General features: G+C 71.5%; 19 protein-coding genes. 9 read left to right on the top strand and 10 right to left on the bottom strand.

All coding sequences use genetic code 11. From position 1 onward, the window contains the following. Positions 1-19: 19 nt before the first annotated feature. Positions 20-697 (bottom strand): MtrAB system response regulator MtrA, encoded by a 678-nt coding sequence (gene mtrA / locus AB0G11_RS04925; RefSeq protein ID WP_090763607.1) that lies wholly within the window; start codon positions 695-697, stop codon positions 20-22. 439 nt (positions 698-1,136) lie between these two features. Here mtrA and AB0G11_RS04930 point away from each other — a divergent pair, with 439 nt between their 5' ends. The 5 genes from AB0G11_RS04930 to AB0G11_RS04950 are packed head-to-tail and all read left to right on the top strand — an operon-like array spanning position 1,137 to position 6,258. Beyond that, positions 1,137-2,153, top strand: coding sequence for a hypothetical protein (locus tag AB0G11_RS04930; RefSeq protein ID WP_219499616.1), 1,017 nt, complete (start codon positions 1,137-1,139; stop codon positions 2,151-2,153). Beyond that, positions 2,150-2,767, top strand: a complete 618-nt coding sequence (locus AB0G11_RS04935) for a DUF4129 domain-containing protein (RefSeq protein ID WP_219499618.1) — start codon at positions 2,150-2,152, stop codon at positions 2,765-2,767. The genes AB0G11_RS04930 and AB0G11_RS04935 overlap by 4 nt, the downstream gene beginning before the upstream one ends. Then, the gene (locus tag AB0G11_RS04940; RefSeq protein WP_357584029.1) at positions 2,764-3,915 is read left to right on the top strand and encodes a DUF4350 domain-containing protein; all 1,152 of its coding nucleotides are present in this window, start codon (positions 2,764-2,766) and stop codon (positions 3,913-3,915) included. The genes AB0G11_RS04935 and AB0G11_RS04940 overlap by 4 nt, the downstream gene beginning before the upstream one ends. Beyond that, a complete protein-coding gene (locus tag AB0G11_RS04945; RefSeq protein WP_357584031.1) occupies positions 3,905-4,885 on the top strand; it encodes a MoxR family ATPase in 981 nt (326 codons plus the stop codon). The genes AB0G11_RS04940 and AB0G11_RS04945 overlap by 11 nt, the downstream gene beginning before the upstream one ends. Then, positions 4,885-6,258 (top strand): DUF58 domain-containing protein, encoded by a 1,374-nt coding sequence (locus AB0G11_RS04950; RefSeq protein WP_219499625.1) that lies wholly within the window; start codon positions 4,885-4,887, stop codon positions 6,256-6,258. Before AB0G11_RS04945 ends, AB0G11_RS04950 begins: the two co-directional genes overlap by 1 nt. Positions 6,259-6,265: 7 nt before the next feature. Here AB0G11_RS04950 and AB0G11_RS04955 read toward each other — a convergent pair whose 3' ends face one another. Continuing rightward, on the bottom strand, positions 6,266-7,258 hold the full coding sequence (locus AB0G11_RS04955; RefSeq protein ID WP_357584033.1) for a stage II sporulation protein M: 993 nt from the start codon (positions 7,256-7,258) through the stop codon (positions 6,266-6,268). 51 nt (positions 7,259-7,309) lie between these two features. Here AB0G11_RS04955 and AB0G11_RS04960 point away from each other — a divergent pair, with 51 nt between their 5' ends. Then, a complete protein-coding gene (locus AB0G11_RS04960; protein ID WP_357584035.1) occupies positions 7,310-8,230 on the top strand; it encodes an RDD family protein in 921 nt (306 codons plus the stop codon). A gap of 6 nt (positions 8,231-8,236) precedes the next feature. On the opposite strand, the gene AB0G11_RS04965 is transcribed toward AB0G11_RS04960, so the two are convergent. Beyond that, complete coding sequence (locus AB0G11_RS04965; protein ID WP_357584037.1) at positions 8,237-9,574, bottom strand: hypothetical protein; 1,338 nt, start codon at positions 9,572-9,574, stop codon at positions 8,237-8,239. 62 nt (positions 9,575-9,636) lie between these two features. Beyond that, positions 9,637-11,031, bottom strand: coding sequence for a hypothetical protein (locus tag AB0G11_RS04970; RefSeq protein ID WP_357584039.1), 1,395 nt, complete (start codon positions 11,029-11,031; stop codon positions 9,637-9,639). Positions 11,032-11,194: 163 nt separating this feature from the next. Between AB0G11_RS04970 and AB0G11_RS04975 the strand changes: the two genes are divergently transcribed. Beyond that, positions 11,195-11,845 (top strand): DUF305 domain-containing protein, encoded by a 651-nt coding sequence (locus AB0G11_RS04975; protein ID WP_357584041.1) that lies wholly within the window; start codon positions 11,195-11,197, stop codon positions 11,843-11,845. On the opposite strand, the gene AB0G11_RS04980 is transcribed toward AB0G11_RS04975, so the two are convergent. Next, positions 11,842-13,077: an adenosylhomocysteinase gene (locus tag AB0G11_RS04980; RefSeq protein ID WP_357584043.1), complete on the bottom strand. Its 1,236-nt coding sequence runs from the start codon at positions 13,075-13,077 to the stop codon at positions 11,842-11,844. The two genes, AB0G11_RS04975 and AB0G11_RS04980, sit on opposite strands and share 4 nt — an antisense overlap. A 62-nt stretch (positions 13,078-13,139) precedes the next feature. Continuing rightward, positions 13,140-14,567 (bottom strand): adenosylhomocysteinase, encoded by a 1,428-nt coding sequence (ahcY, locus tag AB0G11_RS04985; protein ID WP_357584045.1) that lies wholly within the window; start codon positions 14,565-14,567, stop codon positions 13,140-13,142. 100 nt (positions 14,568-14,667) lie between these two features. Between ahcY and AB0G11_RS04990 the strand changes: the two genes are divergently transcribed. Then, on the top strand, positions 14,668-15,018 hold the full coding sequence (locus AB0G11_RS04990) for a MerR family DNA-binding transcriptional regulator (RefSeq protein ID WP_219499638.1): 351 nt from the start codon (positions 14,668-14,670) through the stop codon (positions 15,016-15,018). Positions 15,019-15,023: 5 nt separating this feature from the next. Continuing rightward, a complete protein-coding gene (locus AB0G11_RS04995) occupies positions 15,024-15,497 on the top strand; it encodes a hypothetical protein (protein WP_357584047.1) in 474 nt (157 codons plus the stop codon). Positions 15,498-15,503: 6 nt separating this feature from the next. Here the strand turns inward: AB0G11_RS04995 and AB0G11_RS05000 are convergent, their stop codons facing one another. The 4 genes from AB0G11_RS05000 to AB0G11_RS05015 all read right to left on the bottom strand — a co-directional run bounded on the left by AB0G11_RS05000 (position 15,504) and on the right by AB0G11_RS05015 (position 18,605). Continuing rightward, positions 15,504-16,430, bottom strand: coding sequence for a cation diffusion facilitator family transporter (locus AB0G11_RS05000; RefSeq protein WP_219499642.1), 927 nt, complete (start codon positions 16,428-16,430; stop codon positions 15,504-15,506). 47 nt (positions 16,431-16,477) lie between these two features. Continuing rightward, positions 16,478-17,587: an SIS domain-containing protein gene (locus AB0G11_RS05005; protein WP_219499644.1), complete on the bottom strand. Its 1,110-nt coding sequence runs from the start codon at positions 17,585-17,587 to the stop codon at positions 16,478-16,480. Beyond that, positions 17,584-17,751 (bottom strand): Trm112 family protein, encoded by a 168-nt coding sequence (locus AB0G11_RS05010; RefSeq protein ID WP_219499647.1) that lies wholly within the window; start codon positions 17,749-17,751, stop codon positions 17,584-17,586. The genes AB0G11_RS05005 and AB0G11_RS05010 overlap by 4 nt, the downstream gene beginning before the upstream one ends. Before the next feature lie 92 nt (positions 17,752-17,843). Next, positions 17,844-18,605: an HAD-IIB family hydrolase gene (locus tag AB0G11_RS05015; RefSeq protein WP_308125594.1), complete on the bottom strand. Its 762-nt coding sequence runs from the start codon at positions 18,603-18,605 to the stop codon at positions 17,844-17,846. Between the last annotated feature and the right edge of the window lie 61 nt (positions 18,606-18,666).

Consider the following 18,666-nt stretch of genomic DNA (forward strand, 5'->3'; position numbering starts at 1 on the left):
GCGGGGGCGTCAGGGCAGGTCAGGCGGGGCCGGCTTTGTAGCCGACGCCGCGAACCGTCACCACGATCTCGGGGTGCTCGGGGTCCTTCTCGATCTTGGCCCGGAGCCGCTGCACGTGCACGTTGACCAGCCGCGTGTCGGCGGCGTGGCGGTAGCCCCAGACCTGCTCCAGCAGGACCTCGCGGGTGAAGACCTGGCGCGGCTTGCGGGCCAGGGCGACCAGCAGGTCGAACTCCAGCGGGGTCAGGTTGATGGTCTCGTCGCCGCGCTTGACCGAGTGGCCGGCCACGTCGATGGTGATGTCGCCGATCTGGAGGATCTCCGGCGTCGGCTCGTCGGTGCGGCGCAGCCGCGCGCGGACCCGGGCCACCAGTTCCTTCGGCTTGAACGGCTTGACGATGTAGTCGTCGGCGCCGGACTCCAGGCCGAGCACGACGTCGATCGTGTCGCTCTTGGCGGTGAGCATGACGATCGGCACCCCGGACTCCGCCCTGATCCTGCGCGCGACGTCGATGCCGTCGGCGCCGGGCAGCATCAGGTCGAGCAGGACGAGGTCAGGGCGCGTGTCGCGGAACGCGTCCAGCGCCTTGTCGCCGTCGCTGACAAAGGATGGTTCGAAGCCCTCACCGCGCAACACGATGCCCAGCATCTCGGCGAGAGCGGCATCGTCGTCGACGACCAGCACGCGACCTTTCATGGCCCCTCATTCGTTCTACGCATTCTGGGACATATCAGCACGATCGCTGAAGGTTACCCTTGGTCGGCTCATGTGTGGGACATGACACCGGTTAAGGCGATGTTTCAAGCTCGCCCCCGCGACCGCAATCTCAGTCTGCGGTAACGGAGCGTCCTTCGGCCATCCCTGCGCGATATCCGTGGCACGAATCGACGCCCCGACACCACCGACCCGCCCAGCATGCCAGGATTGGGATATGTCAGACGGTCACGGTCCCACTCCCGAGACGCCCCGAGGCTGGGCCGCGGAGCAGCCCCCGCCCTACGGCGCGCCTCCGGCTTCTCCGTGGACCGCCCCCGGACAGCAACAGATCCCTCCGCCTCCCGGCACCCCGTTCCCGCCGCCTCCCCAAGGTTACGGTCAGGCGCCCTACGCCCCTTACGGGCCCCACCCGCAGGCGATGCGCCCCGGCATCATCCCGCTGCGCCCGCTGCGCCTGGGCGACCTCTACGACGGCACGATCAAGCTGATCAGGTCCAACCCCAAGGCGGTGCTCGGCCTGTCGGCGATCGGCGCGCTGGTGGGCTCGGTGCCGCTGGCCGTGGGCCAGGCGATCATGCTCGAGAGCATGGGCGCGGCCATCCAGGACCCGCGGTCGGTGACCGACCCCGCCGACATCACCGGCGGCTTCGTCGGCCAGTACGGCGGCACGATCGTCTCCTACCTGGTCAGCTTCATCGTCGTCACCGTGCTGACCGGCGTGCTCACCCGCATCCTCGGCCGGGCCGTCTTCGGCGGCAAGATGACCGCCGGAGAGGCCTGGCAGGCGACCAGGAGCCGGATGCCCGCCCTGTTCGGCGTGGTCGGCCTGATGACCCTGATCATGCTCGCGCCGCTGGCGCTGATCGTGCTCCTGGTCGTGGCGCTCGTCGCCGGCGGCTTCGGCGGCACGCCCGAGTCGGCCGGCGGCCTCATCCTGCTCTTCCTGCTGCTGCTCCTGCTCTACCTCGGCTACGCGCTGTTCTTCCGCACCCGCTTCGCCTTCGCGCCGGCCGCCGTGGTGCTGGAGGGCCGGGGCCCGGTCGAGGCGATGCGGCGCTCGTGGGGCCTGGTGACCGGCGACTTCTGGCGAGTCTTCGGCATCCTGCTGCTCACCTCGTTCGTGGTCGGCATGGTGGCGACGGTGCTCAACATCCCGTTCACCCTGGTCGGCACCGTGCTCGGCATGCTCGGCGGCGGCGGGGTGTGGACCGTCGTGGCCGCCGCCGTGCTGATCGCCGTCGGCGCCACCGTCGGCGCCATGATCACCTACCCGTTCGAGGCGGGCGTGGCCGGCCTGCTCTACGCCGACCGGCGGATGCGCGCCGAGGCGTTCGACCTCGTGCTGCAGACGGCCGCGATCGAGCAGCAGCGCCAGGGCTGGGTGCACGACTCCGCCGACGACCTCTGGCACCCGTCCCACTCCGCCAGGCCGTGAGCCCGGTCGGCCGGGAGGAGGCCGCCGGGGAGGCGGCGCGCGAGCTCCTCGATCCGCAGTACGCCGACGAGCCGCTGCTCGACCGGCTCTACCGCTACTTCACGCAGTTCGTCGGCGACCTGATGGACGCGGCAGCGGGCGGCGGCTCGGCCGGCGGCGTCATCGCGGCCGTGCTGATCGGCCTGATCCTGGTCGCGGTGGCCGCGCTGGTCGCCTACCACCTGCGCCGCACCAGCAGGCGCAACGCGCAGGCCCCCGGCGCGCTGTTCGGCGAACGGGCGCTCACCGCCGCCGAGCACCGCACGGCCGCGGAGCGGCTGGCCGCCGAGGGCGAGTGGACCGCCGCCATCCAGGAGCGCCTGCGCGCCATCGCCCGTGACCTGGAGGAGCGGGCGCTGGTCGACGGCATGCCCGGCCGCACGGCCGACGAGCTCGCGGCCGAGGCCGGCCGGGCCATGCCCGCCTTCGCCGGCGAGCTGGCCGCGGCGGCGCGTTCCTTCGACGACGTCACCTACGGCGGCGTCCCGGGCGTCCGGGAGACCTACGACACGATGACCAGCCTCGACGAGCGGCTGCGCGCCGCCCGCCCGGTGCCGCTGGGCGGCCTGTCATGACCGCGCAGGCGGTGGAGTCGCGCCCCACCACGCCCACCGCGAAGGCCCGGTGGCGCGGCGGGCGCTGGATCGCGCTGCTCGGGGCGCTCATCGTGCTCGTCGCCGCCGGCACCGTCCTGCTCGGCCCCGAGCAGGAGGCCGCCCGGCCGCTCGACCCCGCCGACACGTCGCTGCAGGGCTCCAAGGCCCTGGCCGAGCTGCTGCGCCGGCGCGGCGTCACCGTCGACCGGGTCGACTCCGTCGAGGCCGCCGCAGCCCTGGGCGGCGACCGCACGCTGGTCGTCACCGACCGCCTGCGCACGTCCCCGGACGACCTCGCCGCCATCGGGGGCGACCGCCTGATCGTCGGCGACCCGTTCGGGGCGGCGGAGATGGCCGGCGTGAACCCGGTCGGCGCGGCCAGGCAGCGCTCGCGCGAGCCCGAGTGCTCGCTGCCGGCCGCCGTGGCCGCGGGCAGCGTCCACCTCGGCGGCATCGCCTACTCCGCCCCGCGCGGCACCACCGGCTGCTACCCGGCGGGCGACGGCTGGACGCTGATCAGCTTCCCCAACGGCAGCGGCACCACCACGGTCGTCGGCAGCGGCGAGTTCATGACCAACCAGCGCCTGGCCGAGGACGGCAACGCCGCCCTGGCGCTCAACCTGCTCGCCACCGGCAAGCCCGTCACCTGGCTGGTCCCCCCGGACGACCCCGGCACGGGCGACCTGGCCGGGCCCGAGGGCGACTCGGTGTACGACCTGATGCCGCCGAGCATCCCGTGGGCCGTGCTGATGGCCTGCCTCACGGTGCTGGTGGTGGCGTTCTGGCGGGGCAGGCGGCTCGGCCCGGTCGTGACCGAGCGGCTGCCCGTGGTGGTGCGCGCGTCGGAGACGGTCGAGGGCCGCGGGCGCCTCTACCGCGCCAGGCGGGCCAGGGCCAGGGCCGCCGACTCGCTGCGTGCGGGCACGATCGACCGGCTGACGCCCCGGCTCGGGCTGGCCTCGGGGGCCGGGCCGCAGGAGGTCGTCGCCGCGCTGGCCGTACGGACCGGGCTGGACGCGCGGGAGGTCGGCGGCGCGCTGTACGGGCCGCCGCCCACCGGCGACGCGGAGCTGGTCGCGCTGGCCGGATACTTGGATTCCATCGAAAGGAAGGTCCGTGAACTTTGAGGAGACCGCCCGCGTGACCGGTTCCGCGGACTCGGCCAGGGAGGCGCTGGGGGCGCTGCGCGCCGAGGTGTCCAAGGCCGTGGTCGGGCAGGACGCGGTGGTGACCGGGATGGTCATCGCGCTGCTGTGCCGGGGGCACGTGCTGCTGGAAGGCGTGCCGGGCGTGGCCAAGACGCTCATGGTGCGCACGCTGTCTGCGGCGCTGTCGCTGGACTTCAAGCGGGTGCAGTTCACGCCGGACCTGATGCCGGGCGACGTGACCGGTTCGCTGATCTACGACACGAAGACGGCGGAGTTCGAGTTCCGCGAGGGGCCGGTGTTCACGAACCTGCTGCTCGCCGACGAGATCAACCGCACGCCGCCCAAGACGCAGGCGGCGCTGCTGGAGGCGATGGAGGAGCGCCAGGTGAGCGTGGAGGGCACGGCCCGGCCGCTGCCCGACCCGTTCGTGGTGTGCGCGACGCAGAACCCGGTCGAGTACGAGGGCACCTACCAGCTTCCCGAGGCGCAGCTCGACCGGTTCCTGGTGAAGCTGACGGTGCCGCTGCCGCCGCGCGAGCAGGAGATCGCGGTGCTGGAGCGGCACGCGCTCGGCTTCGACCCGCGCGACCTGTCGCACGTCAAGCCGGTGGCGACGGCGGCCGACCTGGCGGCGGGCCGCGAGGCGGTCTCGGCCGTGCACGTGGCGCCCGAGGTGCTCGGCTACATCGTCGACGTGGCCCGCGCCACCCGTAATTCGCCGTCGCTGCAGCTCGGCGTCTCGCCTCGTGGCGCGACCGCGCTGCTGGCGGCCTCGCGGGCGTGGGCGTGGCTGTCGGGGCGCGCGTACGTGACGCCCGACGACGTCAAGGCGCTGGCCCGGCCCGCGCTGCGGCACCGCGTGCAGCTCCGGCCCGAGGCCGAGCTGGAGGGCGCGACCGCCGACGGCCTGCTCGACGGCATCCTGGCGTCGGTGCCGGTCCCGCGCTGATGGCTCTCACGGGGCGCGCCGGCCTGCTCGCGGCGCTCGGGATCGTGGCGGTGCTGCTGGCGCCGTCGCCGGGGCCCGCCGTGGCCGGGGTGTGCCTGCTGCTGGCCGCCGCGATCGTCGCGGACCTGGCGCTGGCGGGCGCGGTGCGTCCGCTGCGCCTGCACCGTTCGGGCGAGCGGCTGGTACGGCTGGGCGCGCGGGCCACGGTCGAGCTGGTCGTGGAGAACCCGGGCCGCAGGCGGGTGCGCGGCGTGCTGCGTGACGCCTGGCCGCCCTCCGCCGGGGCGACGCCGCGCGTGCTCAAGCTGGACGTGCCGCCGGGCGAGCGGCGCAGGCTCGTCGTGACGCTCGACCCGGCCAGGCGCGGTGACCGCGAGTCGGTCTCGGTGACCGTGCGCTCGCTCGGCCCCCTCGGGCTGGCCGCCCGGCAGGCCAGTCACAGCTCGCCCTGGTCGGTGCGGGTGCTGCCGCCGTTCCTGTCGCGCAAGCACCTGCCGTCGCGCCTGGCCAGGCTGCGCGAGCTCGACGGCCGGCACCCGGCGCTGGTGCGCGGGCAGGGCACCGAGTTCGACTCGCTGCGCGAGTACGTGGTGGGCGACGACGTGCGCTCGATCGACTGGCGGGCCACCGCGCGCCGCCACGACGTGGTCGTGCGCACCTGGCGTCCCGAACGCGACCGCCGCGTGCTGATCGTGCTCGACACCGGCCGCACCTCTGCCGGCCGCGTGGGCGAGGCGCCGATCCCGCTGGCCGGAGCCGCCACCGAGGGCGGCGGCCTGCTGGCGCGGCCCGACCCGCGCCCGGTGCCCGGCTGGCCGCGCCTCGACTGGTCGATGGACGCCGCGCTGCTCCTGGCCGCGCTCGCCGCCCGGGCCGGTGACCAGGTGGACTTCCTGGCCTACGACCGGGCGGTGCGCTCCTGGGTGACCGGCGCGTCCCGCACCGAGCTGCTGTCGTCGCTGGTCAACGCGATGGCGCCGATCGAGGCCGAGCTCATCGAGGCCGACTCGCAGGGCATGGTGGCCGCGATCCTGGCGCGGGCCAAGCGCCGCTGCCTGGTGGTGCTGCTCACCGACCTCAACTCTGCCGCGCTGGACGAGGGGCTGATGCCGGTGCTGCCGCAGCTCTCCTCGCGCCACCTGGTGCTGGTGGCCGGCGTCTCCGACCCACTGGTCGCCGCCATGGCCGGCCGGCGCGGCACCGCCGAGGAGGCGTACGACGCGGCGGCGGCCGAGCGCGCCCTGCTCGAACGGCGCCGCATCACGGCCCGGCTGCGCCGCCACGGCGTCGAGGTGGTCGACGCGCTGCCCGACGACATCGCCCCGGCCCTGGCCGACCACTACCTCGCGCTGAAGGCCGCCGGACGCCTGTAGGAGGAGGTCAGGCGCTCGGGGCCACGTCCGGGGCCCGTTCGAGGTCGCCCGTCTCGCCCTCGCGGGCCGCCCGCCTGCCAAAGAAGATCACGTACGCGAGGAAGACGAGCTCGGCGAGCACCCCGATGCCCACGCGGGCGGCGGTCGGCAGCCCGGACGGGGTGACGAACGCCTCGATCAGCCCCGACACGAACAGCACCGCCACCAGGCCGAGCGCCACCGCCATCACGGCGCGGCCCTGCTCGGCCATGACCTCGGCCCGCCTGCGGTGGCCCGGGTCGATGACGGCCCAGCCCAGCCGCATGCCGGCCGCCGCCGCGAGGAACACCGCGGTCAGCTCCAGCAGGCCGTGCGGGGTGATCAGGCCGAAGAAGATGTCCAGCTTGTCGCGCGAGGCCATGAGGCCGCCGGAGATCGCGACGTTGGCCGCGTTCTGGAACAGCACCAGCGGGATCGGGATGCCGAGGAAGATCGCGTACACGATGACCTGGAGCGACACCCACGCGTTGTTGATCCACACGCGGCTGGCGAACGACGCGGCCGGGTGCTCCGAGTAGTAGTCGGCGAAGTCGTGCTCGACGAGCTGCGTGATCTCCTCCGGGGAGGCGATCGCGGCCTGCACGTCGGGGTTGGCCGCCACCCAGGCGCCGATCACCCACGAGACCGCCAGGAACGCCAGCGACGTGCCCAGCCACCACCAGCGCGTCCGGTAGGCGACCACCGGGAACGACACGGTGAAGAAGCGGACCAGCTCCCGCCAGGCCGGGGTGCGGGTGCCCGTGACGGCCGAGCGCGCCCGCGCCACCAGCGCCGACAGCCGCCCGGCCAGCATCGCGTCGGGCGTGGACGAGCGGACGATCGACAGGTGGGTCGACACCCGCTGGTAGAGGTCCACCAGTTCGTCGACCTCCGCCCCTGTCAGCGAGGAGCGGCGCTTGATCAGCTGATCGAGCCGCTCCCAGACCGGGCGGTGCGCGGTGACGAAGGCGTCGATGTCCACCCGACCATTGTGGCTGGTCTGTCGGCTGCCCATTGCCGTTAGGCTCCACATATGTCGGAGGTTGTGACCGGTGACGCCGTCGTCCTCGAAGTGCGGGTGGCGCAGATGCCCTCGCGGTTCCTGGCGCTGCTCATCGACATGCTCGTCCAGGTCACCGTGCTGGTCGTCGCGTTCGTGCTGCTGGAGGCGTTCGCGATCGTCTCCGACCCGGCGATGTTCGGCGCCGTGGCGATCGCGATGCTGGTGCTGGTCCTGGTCGGCTATCCGGTGATCTTCGAGACCGTCAGCCGGGGCCGCAGCCTGGGCAAGCTGGCGCTCGGGCTGCGCGTGGTGAGCGACGACGGCAGCCCCGAGCGGTTCCGGCAGGCGCTGTTCCGCGGGCTGGCGGGCGTGATGGAGTTCTGGATGTTCTCCGGCGCCCCGGCGCTGATCACCTCGCTGATCTCGCAGCGGGGCAAGCGGCTGGGCGACCTGTTCGCGGGCACCATCGTGATCTCCGAGCGCGGGCCGCGTGACGCGAGCCAGGCCATCGTCATGCCGCCGCCGCTGGCCGCGTGGGCGGCCTCCCTGGAGCTGTCGCAGCTCCCCGTGGAGGTGGCCGCCGCCGCCCGGCAGTACCTGATGCGCTGGCACGAGCTGTCGCCGCAGGTGCAGCACGAGATGGGGGTGCGGATCGCGACCCAGACGGCCGCGTACGTCTCACCGGCGGCGCCGGCGGGCGTCCCGCCGCACGCCTACCTCAGCGCCGTCCTGGCCGAGCGCCGCCGCCGCGACCAGGCCCGGCTCGCCCAGCGTCTCGGCCCCCAGAGCCCGCCGGTCCCGGCATGGCAGCCCGGTACGGCCCCGTACGCGCCGTTCCCGCCCGCCGGGCCCCCGGCCCCTCCGACGGGCCCGCCCGCGTCCTACCCACCCCCAGCGGGCGCCGGAGAGCCGTCCGGGAGCACCCCGGGCGGGTTCGTCCCGCCCCAATAGGCACGCTCAGTAGGCGTACTGCGTCTGGGCGTTGAGCGACGTGAGCCGGACCCCGGCGGCCGGGTCGGTGCGCGGGTCGCGGATGCGCAGCACGTCCAGGCCGAGCTGGATGTCGCTGCTGTAGACGTGCCCGTTGTAGTAGTACGCCGACCAGGAGCCCGCCATGTCGCGCGGCTTGAAGGGGCCCCGGTCGAAGTAGCCGATCTCCTGCGGCCGGGCCGAGTCGGTGAAGTCCCAGACGGACACGCCGCCCTGGTACCAGCCCTGGACCATGATGTCCCGGCCCTTGACGGGGACGAGCGAGCCGTTGTGGGCGACGCAGTTCTCGGACCTGCCCTGCTCGCGCGGGATCTTGTAGTAGCTGCGGTGGACGAGCTTGCCGCCGGTGATGTCGTAGACGGCGTTGGCCCCGCGCTCCGGCCCGGTGCTCTTGAGGCAGGTGGCCGTCGAGCCGCCGCCGAGCTCGTCGGTGAAGACGACCTTGGTGCCGCTGTTGTTGAACGTGGCCGAGTGCCAGAAGGCGAAGTTCGCGTCGGTGACCCGGGCGGTGACCTTCGGGTGTTCGCGGTCGGAGATGTCCATCAGCACGCCGTCGCCCATGCAGGCCCCGGCGGCCAGGTTCCTGGACGGGTAGACGGTGATGTCGTGGCAGCCGCTGGTGGTGGCGCCGTCGCCGCGCTCGTTGCCGCCGCCGGGGAACAGCACCGGCCTGGCCACGATCCTGGCGGTCTTGGGCTTCTTGAGCGGCACCTTGACGATGGAGATCCGGTCGTGGGGCGGCTTGCAGTCGGGGAAGATGTCGCCGGGCCCGTAGGAGGAGACGTACAGGTAGACGGTGTCCTTGGACTTTCCCGGCACCAGCGTGTGGGTGTGGGAGCCGCAGGCGGTCTCGATGGACTTGATGTACTTCGGCCGCTTCTTGGAGCTGATGTCGAAGATGCGGATGCCTTCCCAGGCGCCCTTCTCGGTGGCCGAGGCGCCGGTGGTGCGGCACGAGTCGCCGGCGACCGATTCGTCCACCGACAGGAAGAGCAGGTCGTCCTTGACCGTGATGTCGCCCTGGGCGCCGTAGCAGGAGACCCGGCTGACGACCTTCGGCTTGGCCGGGTTCGCGATGTCGTAGACGGTGAAGCCGTGGTAGTTGCCCTGGTAGGCGTAGTGACCCTGGAAGGCGAGGTCGCTCTGCTTCGCCTGCCGCGACGCGAACGGGGCCTGTTTGGGCACGTTGGCCACGTGTTCGACGTTGGCGCTGGTCCGGACGTCGTCGGCCGCGTGGACCGGGGACGACGTCAGGATCAGCGCCGCTCCTGCCAGCGCCAGGGCGCGGACGGGTCTGGACGTCACGGAGGGACCTCCCAGGTGCACGATGATCGAGAGGTCCCCCACTATGTCAGGAAATGTCAGGGCTAGTGGTGGTGCCCCCGCTCCCGGTACGACTCCTGCGTCTGCGCGTTCAGGTCGTCGAACCGTACGCCGTTCGCCCGGTTGGTCCGCGGGTCGTTGATCTTGAGCACGTCGAGGCCCAGGTTGAAGTCGGAGCCGTAGATGTAGCCGTTGTAGTAGTACGCCGACCAGAACCCGCCGGACAGCGGCGGCGCGGTGTTGTCAGGCCCGCGCTCGAAGAAGGCGATCTCCTGCGGGTTGGCCGAGTCGGTGAAGTCGACCACCGAGATGCCGCCCTGGTACCAGGCCTGGACCATGATGTCCTTGCCCTTGACCGGGATCAGCGAGCCGTTGTGCGCCACGCAGTTCTCGGTCGCGTCCTGGTGCCTGGCGATCTTGAAGTAGCTCTTGAACACGAGCTGGCCTCGGACGATGTCGTAGTAGGCGTTGGCGCCGCGGGTCGGGCCGATCTCCGGGTTGCAGGTGGCGCGGGAGCCGCCGCCGAGCTCGTCGGTGAAGACGACCTTGGTGCCGCTGTTGTTGAACGTGGCCGAGTGCCAGAAGGCGAAGTTCGTCTCGTCCCTGACGGTGGCGGTCACGCGGGGGCGTTCGGGGTCGCGGATGTCCATCAGGATGCCCTCGCCCATGCAGGCTCCGGCGGCGATGCCCTTCTCCGGGTAGGCGGTGATGTCGTGGCAGCCGGTGGTGGCGGACTTGCCGTCGGGGTACTGGCCGGGCACGCCGGGGAAGCCGCCGTCGGGGAACAGGTTCGGCGCCGAGATGACCGACGCGGCGGCCGGGTCGCGCAGCGGCACCTTGATGATCGAGATCAGGTCGTGCGGCGGCTGGCAGTCGGGGAAGTTCGCGTTCGGGCTGTAGGAGGAGACGTAGATGTAGACGTTGCGGCCCCGGCGGTCGGGCACCAGCGTGTGCGTGTGGGAGCCGCAGTTGGTCTCGACCGACTTGATGTAGCGCGGGTTGGCCTTGTCGCTGATGTCGAAGATCCGGACGCCCTCCCACGACTCCTTGATCGAGGCGCTCTGACCCGTGCTGCTGCAGGAGTCGTCGCTGCGCGAGGAGTCGACGGAGCCGAAGAGCAGGTTGCCGTGGACCGACACGTCCATCTGGCCGCCGGGGCAGACCACGGAGCTGACCAGCGAGGTCCGCTTCGGCTTGCGGATGTCGTAGATGGAGAAGCCGTAGTAGTTGCCGACGTAGGCGAAGTCGCCCTGGAAGGCCATGTCGGTGTTGATGTCGGCCAGGGCTTCGGGCTTGGGCACGTTCGTGACGTGCGCGATGTTGGGGCTCATGACGATCTCGCCGGGAGCCGGGATGTCAGCCGCCTGCGCGGGAAGGCCGGCCATCGCCAACGCGATCACCGCTCCCACCAGCGTGAGGGCTCGTCGGGATGCCAACACCTATCCTCCTATAAAGGGGACATAAATGAATGAAATCGTCACCCGTGACGGCCGCGCCGACCAGCGCGCAAGATGTCAAAAGATATGCCGGTTTGCCCTCTTATAACGATCATTCTTACGATCTAGAATCCGCAGTTCCGACCGAAATCAGTCAGGAGGCTGGGTGCGCGCCGCGCTCAACGTCGTCGCCACGGGCACGCTGATCGTCCTGTCGGGGATCGCCCTGTCGGGCTGCACCTCCGGCGACGAGCCGCAGCCGCCCCGGGCTGACTCCACCGCCCCCGTGATCGCGCCGGGCCGTCCCGGCGAGGAGGCCAGGACCCTCTCCCCCTCCGAGGCCGCCACCGCCGTCCCCGCGCCGAGCGCGAACGCCCCCGACGTCACCTACGTCCAGGACATGATCGTCCACCACCAGCAGGCGCTCGACATGGCGGTCCTGGCCCCCAGCCGGGCGGAGTCGGCCAAACTCAAGAGCCTGGCCTCGCGCATCGCCGACACCCAGGGCCCGGAGATCCAGTGGATGCGCACCTGGCTCCAGGAGCAGGGCCAGCGCGTCCCCGACCACCACGCGGCCCACGCGGGCATGCCCGGCATGGCCACGCCCGAGCAGCTCGACCAGCTCAAGGCGGCCACCGGCAAGGAGTTCGACGCCCTGTTCCTGCGGCTGATGATCGCCCACCACCAGGGCGCGATCCAGATGTCCGAGCGCGTGCTGACCGGCGGCTCGCACATCAGGATCGAGGAGCTGGCCAACGACGTCGCCGTCACCCAGACGGCCGAGATCGGCCGGATGCGGGAGATGCAGGCCGGCTAGGAGCCCGAGCGCCAGGAGTGCAGGTAGGTCTCCTGCTCACCGGTCAGCTCGTCGATGGCGATCCCGGCCGCCGCCAGCTTGAGCCGCGCCACCTCCTGGTCGATGTCCTCCGGCACGTCGTACACGCCCGGCGCGAGCCCGGCCCGCTCCCGGGCGAGCCAGGCGACGGCCAGGGCCTGCGCGGAGAACGACATGTCCATCACGGCGGCCGGATGCCCCTCGGCGGCGGTCAGGTTGACCAGCCGGCCCTCGGCCAGCAGCAGCAGCCTGCGCCCGCCGGGCAGCACGTACTCGTCGGTGTTGGGGCGCACCGCCCGGTGCACCTCCTCGGCCAGCTCGTCCAGCGCCCGCACGTCGATCTCCACGTCGAAGTGCCCGGCGTTGGCCAGGATCGCGCCGTCCTTCATCGCCGCCAGGTGCTCGGCCCGGATCACGTCGCGGTTGCCCGTCACGGTGATGAACAGGTCGCCCGTCACGGCCGCCTGCTCCATCGGGCGCACCTCGTACCCCTGGAGGGTGGCGTCGAGGGCCTTGACCGCGTCGATCTCCGTCACGATCACCCGCGCGCCGAGCCCCTTGGCCCGCTCCGCCACGCCGCGCCCGCAGTAGCCGAACCCGGCCACCACGACCGTGCGCCCGGCCAGCATGGTGTTGGTGGCCCGCATGATCCCGTCGAGCGTCGACTGCCCGGTGCCGTACCGGTTGTCGAACATGCGCTTGGTGCGGGTGTCGTTCACCGCCACGACCGGGAACCGCAACGCCTGCTCGGCGGCCATCTGCCGGAGCCTGATGATCCCGGTGGTGGTCTCCTCGCAGCCGCCGCTCACCCCGTCGAGCAGGTCGGTCCGCTCGGTGTGCAGGATGTTGACCAGGTCGCAGCCGTCGTCGAGCACCAGGTCGGGGGCGAGGTCGAGGGCCCGGTGGATGTGCCGGTAGTAGGCGGCGCGGTCGACGCCCGCCCGCGCGTGCACGGCCACGCCGTAGGAGCGCAGCGCCTCGGCCACGTCGTCCTGCGTCGACAGCGGGTTGGAGGCGGCCAGCGCGATCTCGGCCCCGCCCGCCTTGAGCGCCCCCATCAGCACCGCCGTCTCGGCGGTGACGTGCAGGCAGGCCGCGATCCGCAGCCCGGCGAGCGGCCGCTCGGCCGCGAACCGCTCCCCGATGGCGGTCAGCACCGGCATCGCCCGGGCAGCCCAGCTGATCTGCCGCTCCCCGCTCTCCCCCAGGTCCATCGACTCTCCTTACGACGGAGGAGCCGGCGCGCACCGCGCACCGGCTCCTCCGGGGCTTGCTGTCAGTAGCGGTAGTGGTCGCTCTTGTACGGGCCCTCCACGTGGACGCCGATGTAGGCGGCCTGCTCCTTGGTCAGCTCGGTGAGCTTGACGCCCAGCGCGTCGAGGTGCAGCCGGGCCACCTTCTCGTCGAGGTGCTTGGGCAGCGTGTAGACGCCGATCGGGTATTCGGCCGTCTTGGTGAACAGCTCGATCTGCGCGATCACCTGGTTGGTGAAGGAGTTGGACATGACGAACGACGGGTGGCCGGTAGCACAGCCCAGGTTCATCAGGCGGCCCTCGGCCAGCACGATGATCGAGTGGCCGTCGGCGAACACCCACTCGTCGACCTGCGGCTTGATGTTGCGCTTCTCGATGCCGGGGGTCTTGGCCAGGCCGGCCATGTCGATCTCGTTGTCGAAGTGGCCGATGTTGGACACGATGGCCTGGTGCTTCATCTGGGCCATGTGGTCGGCCCGGATGATGTTGAAGTTGCCGGTGGTGGTGACGAAGATGTCGGCGATGCCGACGACCTCCTCCAGCGTGGTGACCTGGAAGCCGTCCATCGCCGCCTGGAGGGCGCAGATCGGGTCGATCTCGGTGACGATGACGCGGGCGCCCTGGCCGCGCAGCGCGTCGGCGCAGCCCTTGCCGACGTCGCCGTAGCCGCAGACCACCGCGACCTTGCCGCCGATGAGCACGTCGGTGGCGCGGTTGAGGCCGTCGATGACCGAGTGGCGGCAGCCGTACTTGTTGTCGAACTTGGACTTGGTGACCGAGTCGTTGACGTTGATCGCCGGGAACAGCAGCTGGCCGTTCTTGTGCATCTCGTACAGGCGGTGCACGCCGGTGGTGGTCTCCTCGGTGACGCCCTTGATGCTCTCGGCGATCTTCGTCCAGCGCTTGTCGTCGCCGACCGTGCGGGTGAGCAGGTCGATGATGACGTGCCACTCCTCCGGGTCGTCGGCGGTGGCGGGGGGAACGGCGCCGGCCTTCTCGTACTCGGCGCCCTTGTGGACGAGGAGCGTGGCGTCGCCGCCGTCGTCGAGGATCATGTTGGGCGTGTCACCGCCGGGCCAGGTGAGCGCCTGCTCGGTGCACCACCAGTACTCCTCCAGCGTCTCGCCCTTCCAGGCGAAGACCGGGACGCCCTTGGGGTCCTCGGGCGTGCCGTCGGGGCCGACGACGACGGCCGCGGCGGCGTGGTCCTGGGTGGAGAAGATGTTGCAGCTCACCCAGCGGACCTCGGCGCCGAGCGCGACCAGGGTCTCGATGAGGACGGCGGTCTGGATCGTCATGTGCAGCGAGCCCATGATCTTCGCGCCGCGAAGGGGCTGGGAGGCCGAGTATTCCTTGCGGATCGCCATGAGGCCGGGCATCTCGTGCTCGGCGAGCCGGATCTCCTTGCGGCCGAAGTCGGCAAGTGAAAGGTCGGCGACCTTGAAGTCCATCGGGGTTCCCCTCGCATCACAATGTTGTCGCGACGAGTTTAGGCGTCTCCCCGCCCCGATCGCATCTCACAGAGAGCTAACCTGACGTAAGAATGTAAGGATGCGCATCACGGAAGCCGCGAGACGGCTCGGCATGTCTCCCAGGATGCTCCGCTACCGGGAGGCGCTCGGCCTGCTGCCTCCCGTGCGCGAGCAGGGCGCGCACCGCCGCTTCGGCCCCGAGGAGCTCGCCGCCGTCGCCCAGGGCGTGGAGCTGGAGAAACGCTTCGACGTCTCCCCCGCCGAGCTGGCCTTCGCCCTGCGCGCGCTCAGCGAGCCCGCCGTCGCCGCCGCCGTCCGCGACCTCGGCGTACGGATCGGCCGCATCCAGGTGCCGCGCCGGGCGCTGGACTTCGAGAAGGAGAAGGCCCTGCGGCTGCTGCGAACCCCGGGCTCCGGGCGGACGTCATAGAGGACATGAAAGAGCTCCTGATGGCCACCGTGCTCGCGTTGTCGCCGGTGCAGGCGCCCGGCACCACCGTCAAGGTCTACTTCTCCACGGGGCACGGCTTCCCCGGCAAGGTCGTCGCGGTCAAGCGGGTCGCGCCCCACTCGGGCGTCGCCCGGTTCGCCGTCGAGCAGCTCATCAAGGGCCCGACCGCCGCCGAGCACCGCCGCGGCCTCCGCTCCGAGCTGGGCAAGCAGATCCGCGGCGGCTCCGACTGCGGCGCCGACTTCTCTCTCACGATCAAGAGGGGTACGGCGACCCTCCGCTTCTGCCGGACCGTCTGGGGCAACGGCGTCGGCGGCGACGCGCGCATCCTGCGCACGATCGACGTGACGCTCAAGCAGTTCCGGAGCGTGAAGAAGGTCGTCACGCTGGACAAGAAGGGCCGCTGCCTGTTCGACATGTCCGACGCCGGCACGTCCTGCCGCACCGGCCACGAGTGAGCCCGGTCAGGCGTTGCTCGGCGACCGGTCCAGGTCGGGCTCCAGGTAGATGACCCGGGCGATCGGCACGGCCTCACGGATGCGCCGCTCGGCCTCGTCGATGCCCGCGGCGACCTCGGCCGCCGTGTCGTTGTGGGTGACCGCGATCTTCGCGGCCACCAGCAGCTCCTCCGGGCCGATGTGCAGCGTCCGCATGTGGATCACGCGGTCGACCTGGGGCGTGGCGTCCAGGGCGGCCCGGATCTGGGTCTCCACCTCCGGCGCGGCGCCCTCGCCGACCAGCAGCGACTTGGTCTCGATGGCCAGCACGACCGAGATGACGGCGAGCAGCACACCGATCATCAGCGTGCCGACGGCGTCCCACCAGACGTCGCCGGTGATGACCGCCATGGAGACGCCGAACAGCGCGAAGATCAGGCCGAGCAGCGCGCCGAGATCCTCCAGCACGATGACCGGCAGCTCCGGCGACTTGGACCGGCGGATGAACGCGACCCACGACTGGTTGCCGCGCACCGCGTTGGACTCCTTGATCGCGGTGCGGAACGAGAACGCCTCGGCGATGATCGCGAAGATCAGCACCCCGAACGCCCACTGCGGCGACTCCACCGACGCGTGCGGATCGGACAGCTTGTGCCAGCCCTCGTACAGCGAGAACAGCGCGCCGATCGCGAACAGCACCACGGCCACCACGAACGCGTAGAAATAGCGCTCACGCCCGTAGCCGAACGGGTGCTTCTGGTCCCTCTCCCGCTGCGCCCGCTTGCCGCCCAGCAGCAGCAACGCCTGGTTGCCCGAGTCGGCCACCGAGTGGATGCCCTCGGCCAGCATCGAGGACGAACCGGTGACCGCTGCGGCCACGAACTTCGCCACCGCGATGGAGAGGTTCGCGGCCAACGCCGCAACAATCGCTTTCGTACCGCCGCTAGCACTCACCGGTCTTCTCCAGTCATACGATCACTACTGATGCCCGAACCGGGATCCTATTGGGTGATCCTGGACTTCAGCTCGGCAATGGGTGCAACAGTAGTCGGATCGATTCCATAACCGAGCGCCAGGTACGTGGCCGCGTAATCGGCCAGCCCGACCAGCGAGGCCATCCGCTCCAGCGGGTGCGCGCCCTCGGCGGCCAGCTCGCTCACCGGCACGCCCCGGTCCTGTGCGAGCCGCAGCACCGCCTCCCGCGTCTCGGCCACCCGAGGGTGCTCCTCGGTGTCGCGCAGCACGACCAGCCGGACCGTACGGCCGGTGTCGTCGTCGGAGAAGATGTCGCGCCCGGCCAGCGGCCCGTCGAGGACGGCCACCTGGTTGTGCGCGGCCTCCGGCAGCTCACCGGAGATCGCCGGATAACCGGCGTCGGTGTTGAGCCGGCAGGCCAGCCGGTAGGCGGCCACGGCGGTCGGCCGCGACGAGCCCCAGATCACCGGCACGCTCTCGGCCAGGTCGAGGGCCAGCGACTTGCCCGGGTTGATGAACGACTCGCTCGACGGCCGGCACCGGTGCGAGATGCCCTCCAGCATCTCCGCCACCCGCTCGTACAGCCCCTCGTCGGCCCGCGCCAGCCCCAGCGCGGCGGCGGCCACGACCAGCGGGATCGTCACCAGCCACAGGTCGGCCCGGTCGCGCCCGGCCACCGGCAGCGGCACGTAGACGGCGCCCGCCTGCGTGGCCAGCGCCTCCAGCGGCGACCCCGGCGCGCCCAGCGCCAGCAGCGCGCAGCCCCGGCGCACCGCCTCGGCGGCCACCGAGAGCGTCTCCTCCGTCTCGCCCGACCAGGAGATCGCGACCACCAGGTCGGTGGCCCCCACCCAGCCGGGCAGCTGGTAGGAGCGCAGCGTCACGACGGGCAGGGGGGCGCTGTTGCCGCAGACCGCGGCCAGCATGTCGCCCGCGAGCGCGGAGCTGCCCATGCCCGTGACCACGACCGCGCGCGGCCTGAGGTCACCGGCCAGCCGGTCGACGCCGGACTCGACGGCGCACCGGAGCCCCGTGCGCACCTGCGCCGCCGAGGCGGCCACCGCGAGCAGCATGCCGCCCGGGTCGCCTTCGCTCAGGTGCCGCTGGTCGTCGAGCCGCTCCGGCTCCCAGGTCACGGCTTCCTGGCCTCGTCGACGAGCAGCACGGGGATGTCATCCCGGACCGGATAGATCAGGCCGCAGCCGGTGCAGTCGAGCTCTTCGGAGTCGCTCTCGACACGCAACGGTGACTTGCACGCCGGGCAGGCCAGGATCTCCAGCAGCCAGTCGTCGATCTTCACTCGTCCACCTATCTCGCTCGCCATCGCCAAAACCGACCGTAACATCACGGCACCACTGGTCCGGTGGATTGCGCGGCCTTTCGGCCGCCGGTTCATCGAGTCTCGATGCCGAGATAGTCCTCGACGAACGCCGCCGTCTGCTCCCAGCCCTCGACCGCCACGCACTCCACGCCCATCGCCTTGACCGGGTAGTCGTTGCCGCCCTCGTCGAGCCGGTCGCCGACGAACAGCACGTCGTCGATCGTCAGCCCGAGGGCGTCGAGGAGCCGGCCGATGCCGTAGGCTTTGTCGACGCCCTTGTGGGTGATGTCGACGGAGGTCGAGCCGCCGCTGCGCACCTCCAGGCCGGGCAGCCGCTCCGACACGTGCGCGCACAGCAGGCGGCGCTTGGCGCCGTCGGGGTCCCAGGCGTACTTGGCGGCGGGCGGGGCCTGCTGGCCGAGCGCGGAGAAGGTGATCTGGCTGCCGCGGTCCTCGATGATCTCCCCCCAGGGGTCATCGGCCCACAGGCCCAGCTCCTTGGCGCTGCGGGTGAGCGCCTCGATGATCTCCGCCTTCTGGGGAGCGGTGAAGTCCTCGGCGTAGACGAGGTGCCAGTCGGAGTTCTGCCAGCGGTAGTAGCGCGTGCCGCAGGTCGGCATCAGGTGCAGCCTGGCGCGCTGGGCGTCGTCGATCGGCAGGTGGCGCAGCACCTGCGCCTGGAACTGGGAATACTGCCCGCCCGAGATCACGCACACGTCGACCAGGTCGAGCAGCCGGGCCAGCAGCCCCGCCATGCGGTCGTCGATGCGGGACTTGGACACCGCCAGCGTGTCGTCCAGGTCGAAGGCGACCAGGGAGAACTTGCGATTAATCGGAGCTCCTACGAATCGGCCGCGGACAGGTGCCTCGACTGTACCCGGCGCGACGGCAGGC

This window comes from Nonomuraea sp. NPDC023979 (assembly GCF_040639085.1).
GTDB lineage: Bacteria > Actinomycetota > Actinomycetes > Streptosporangiales > Streptosporangiaceae > Nonomuraea > Nonomuraea ceibae.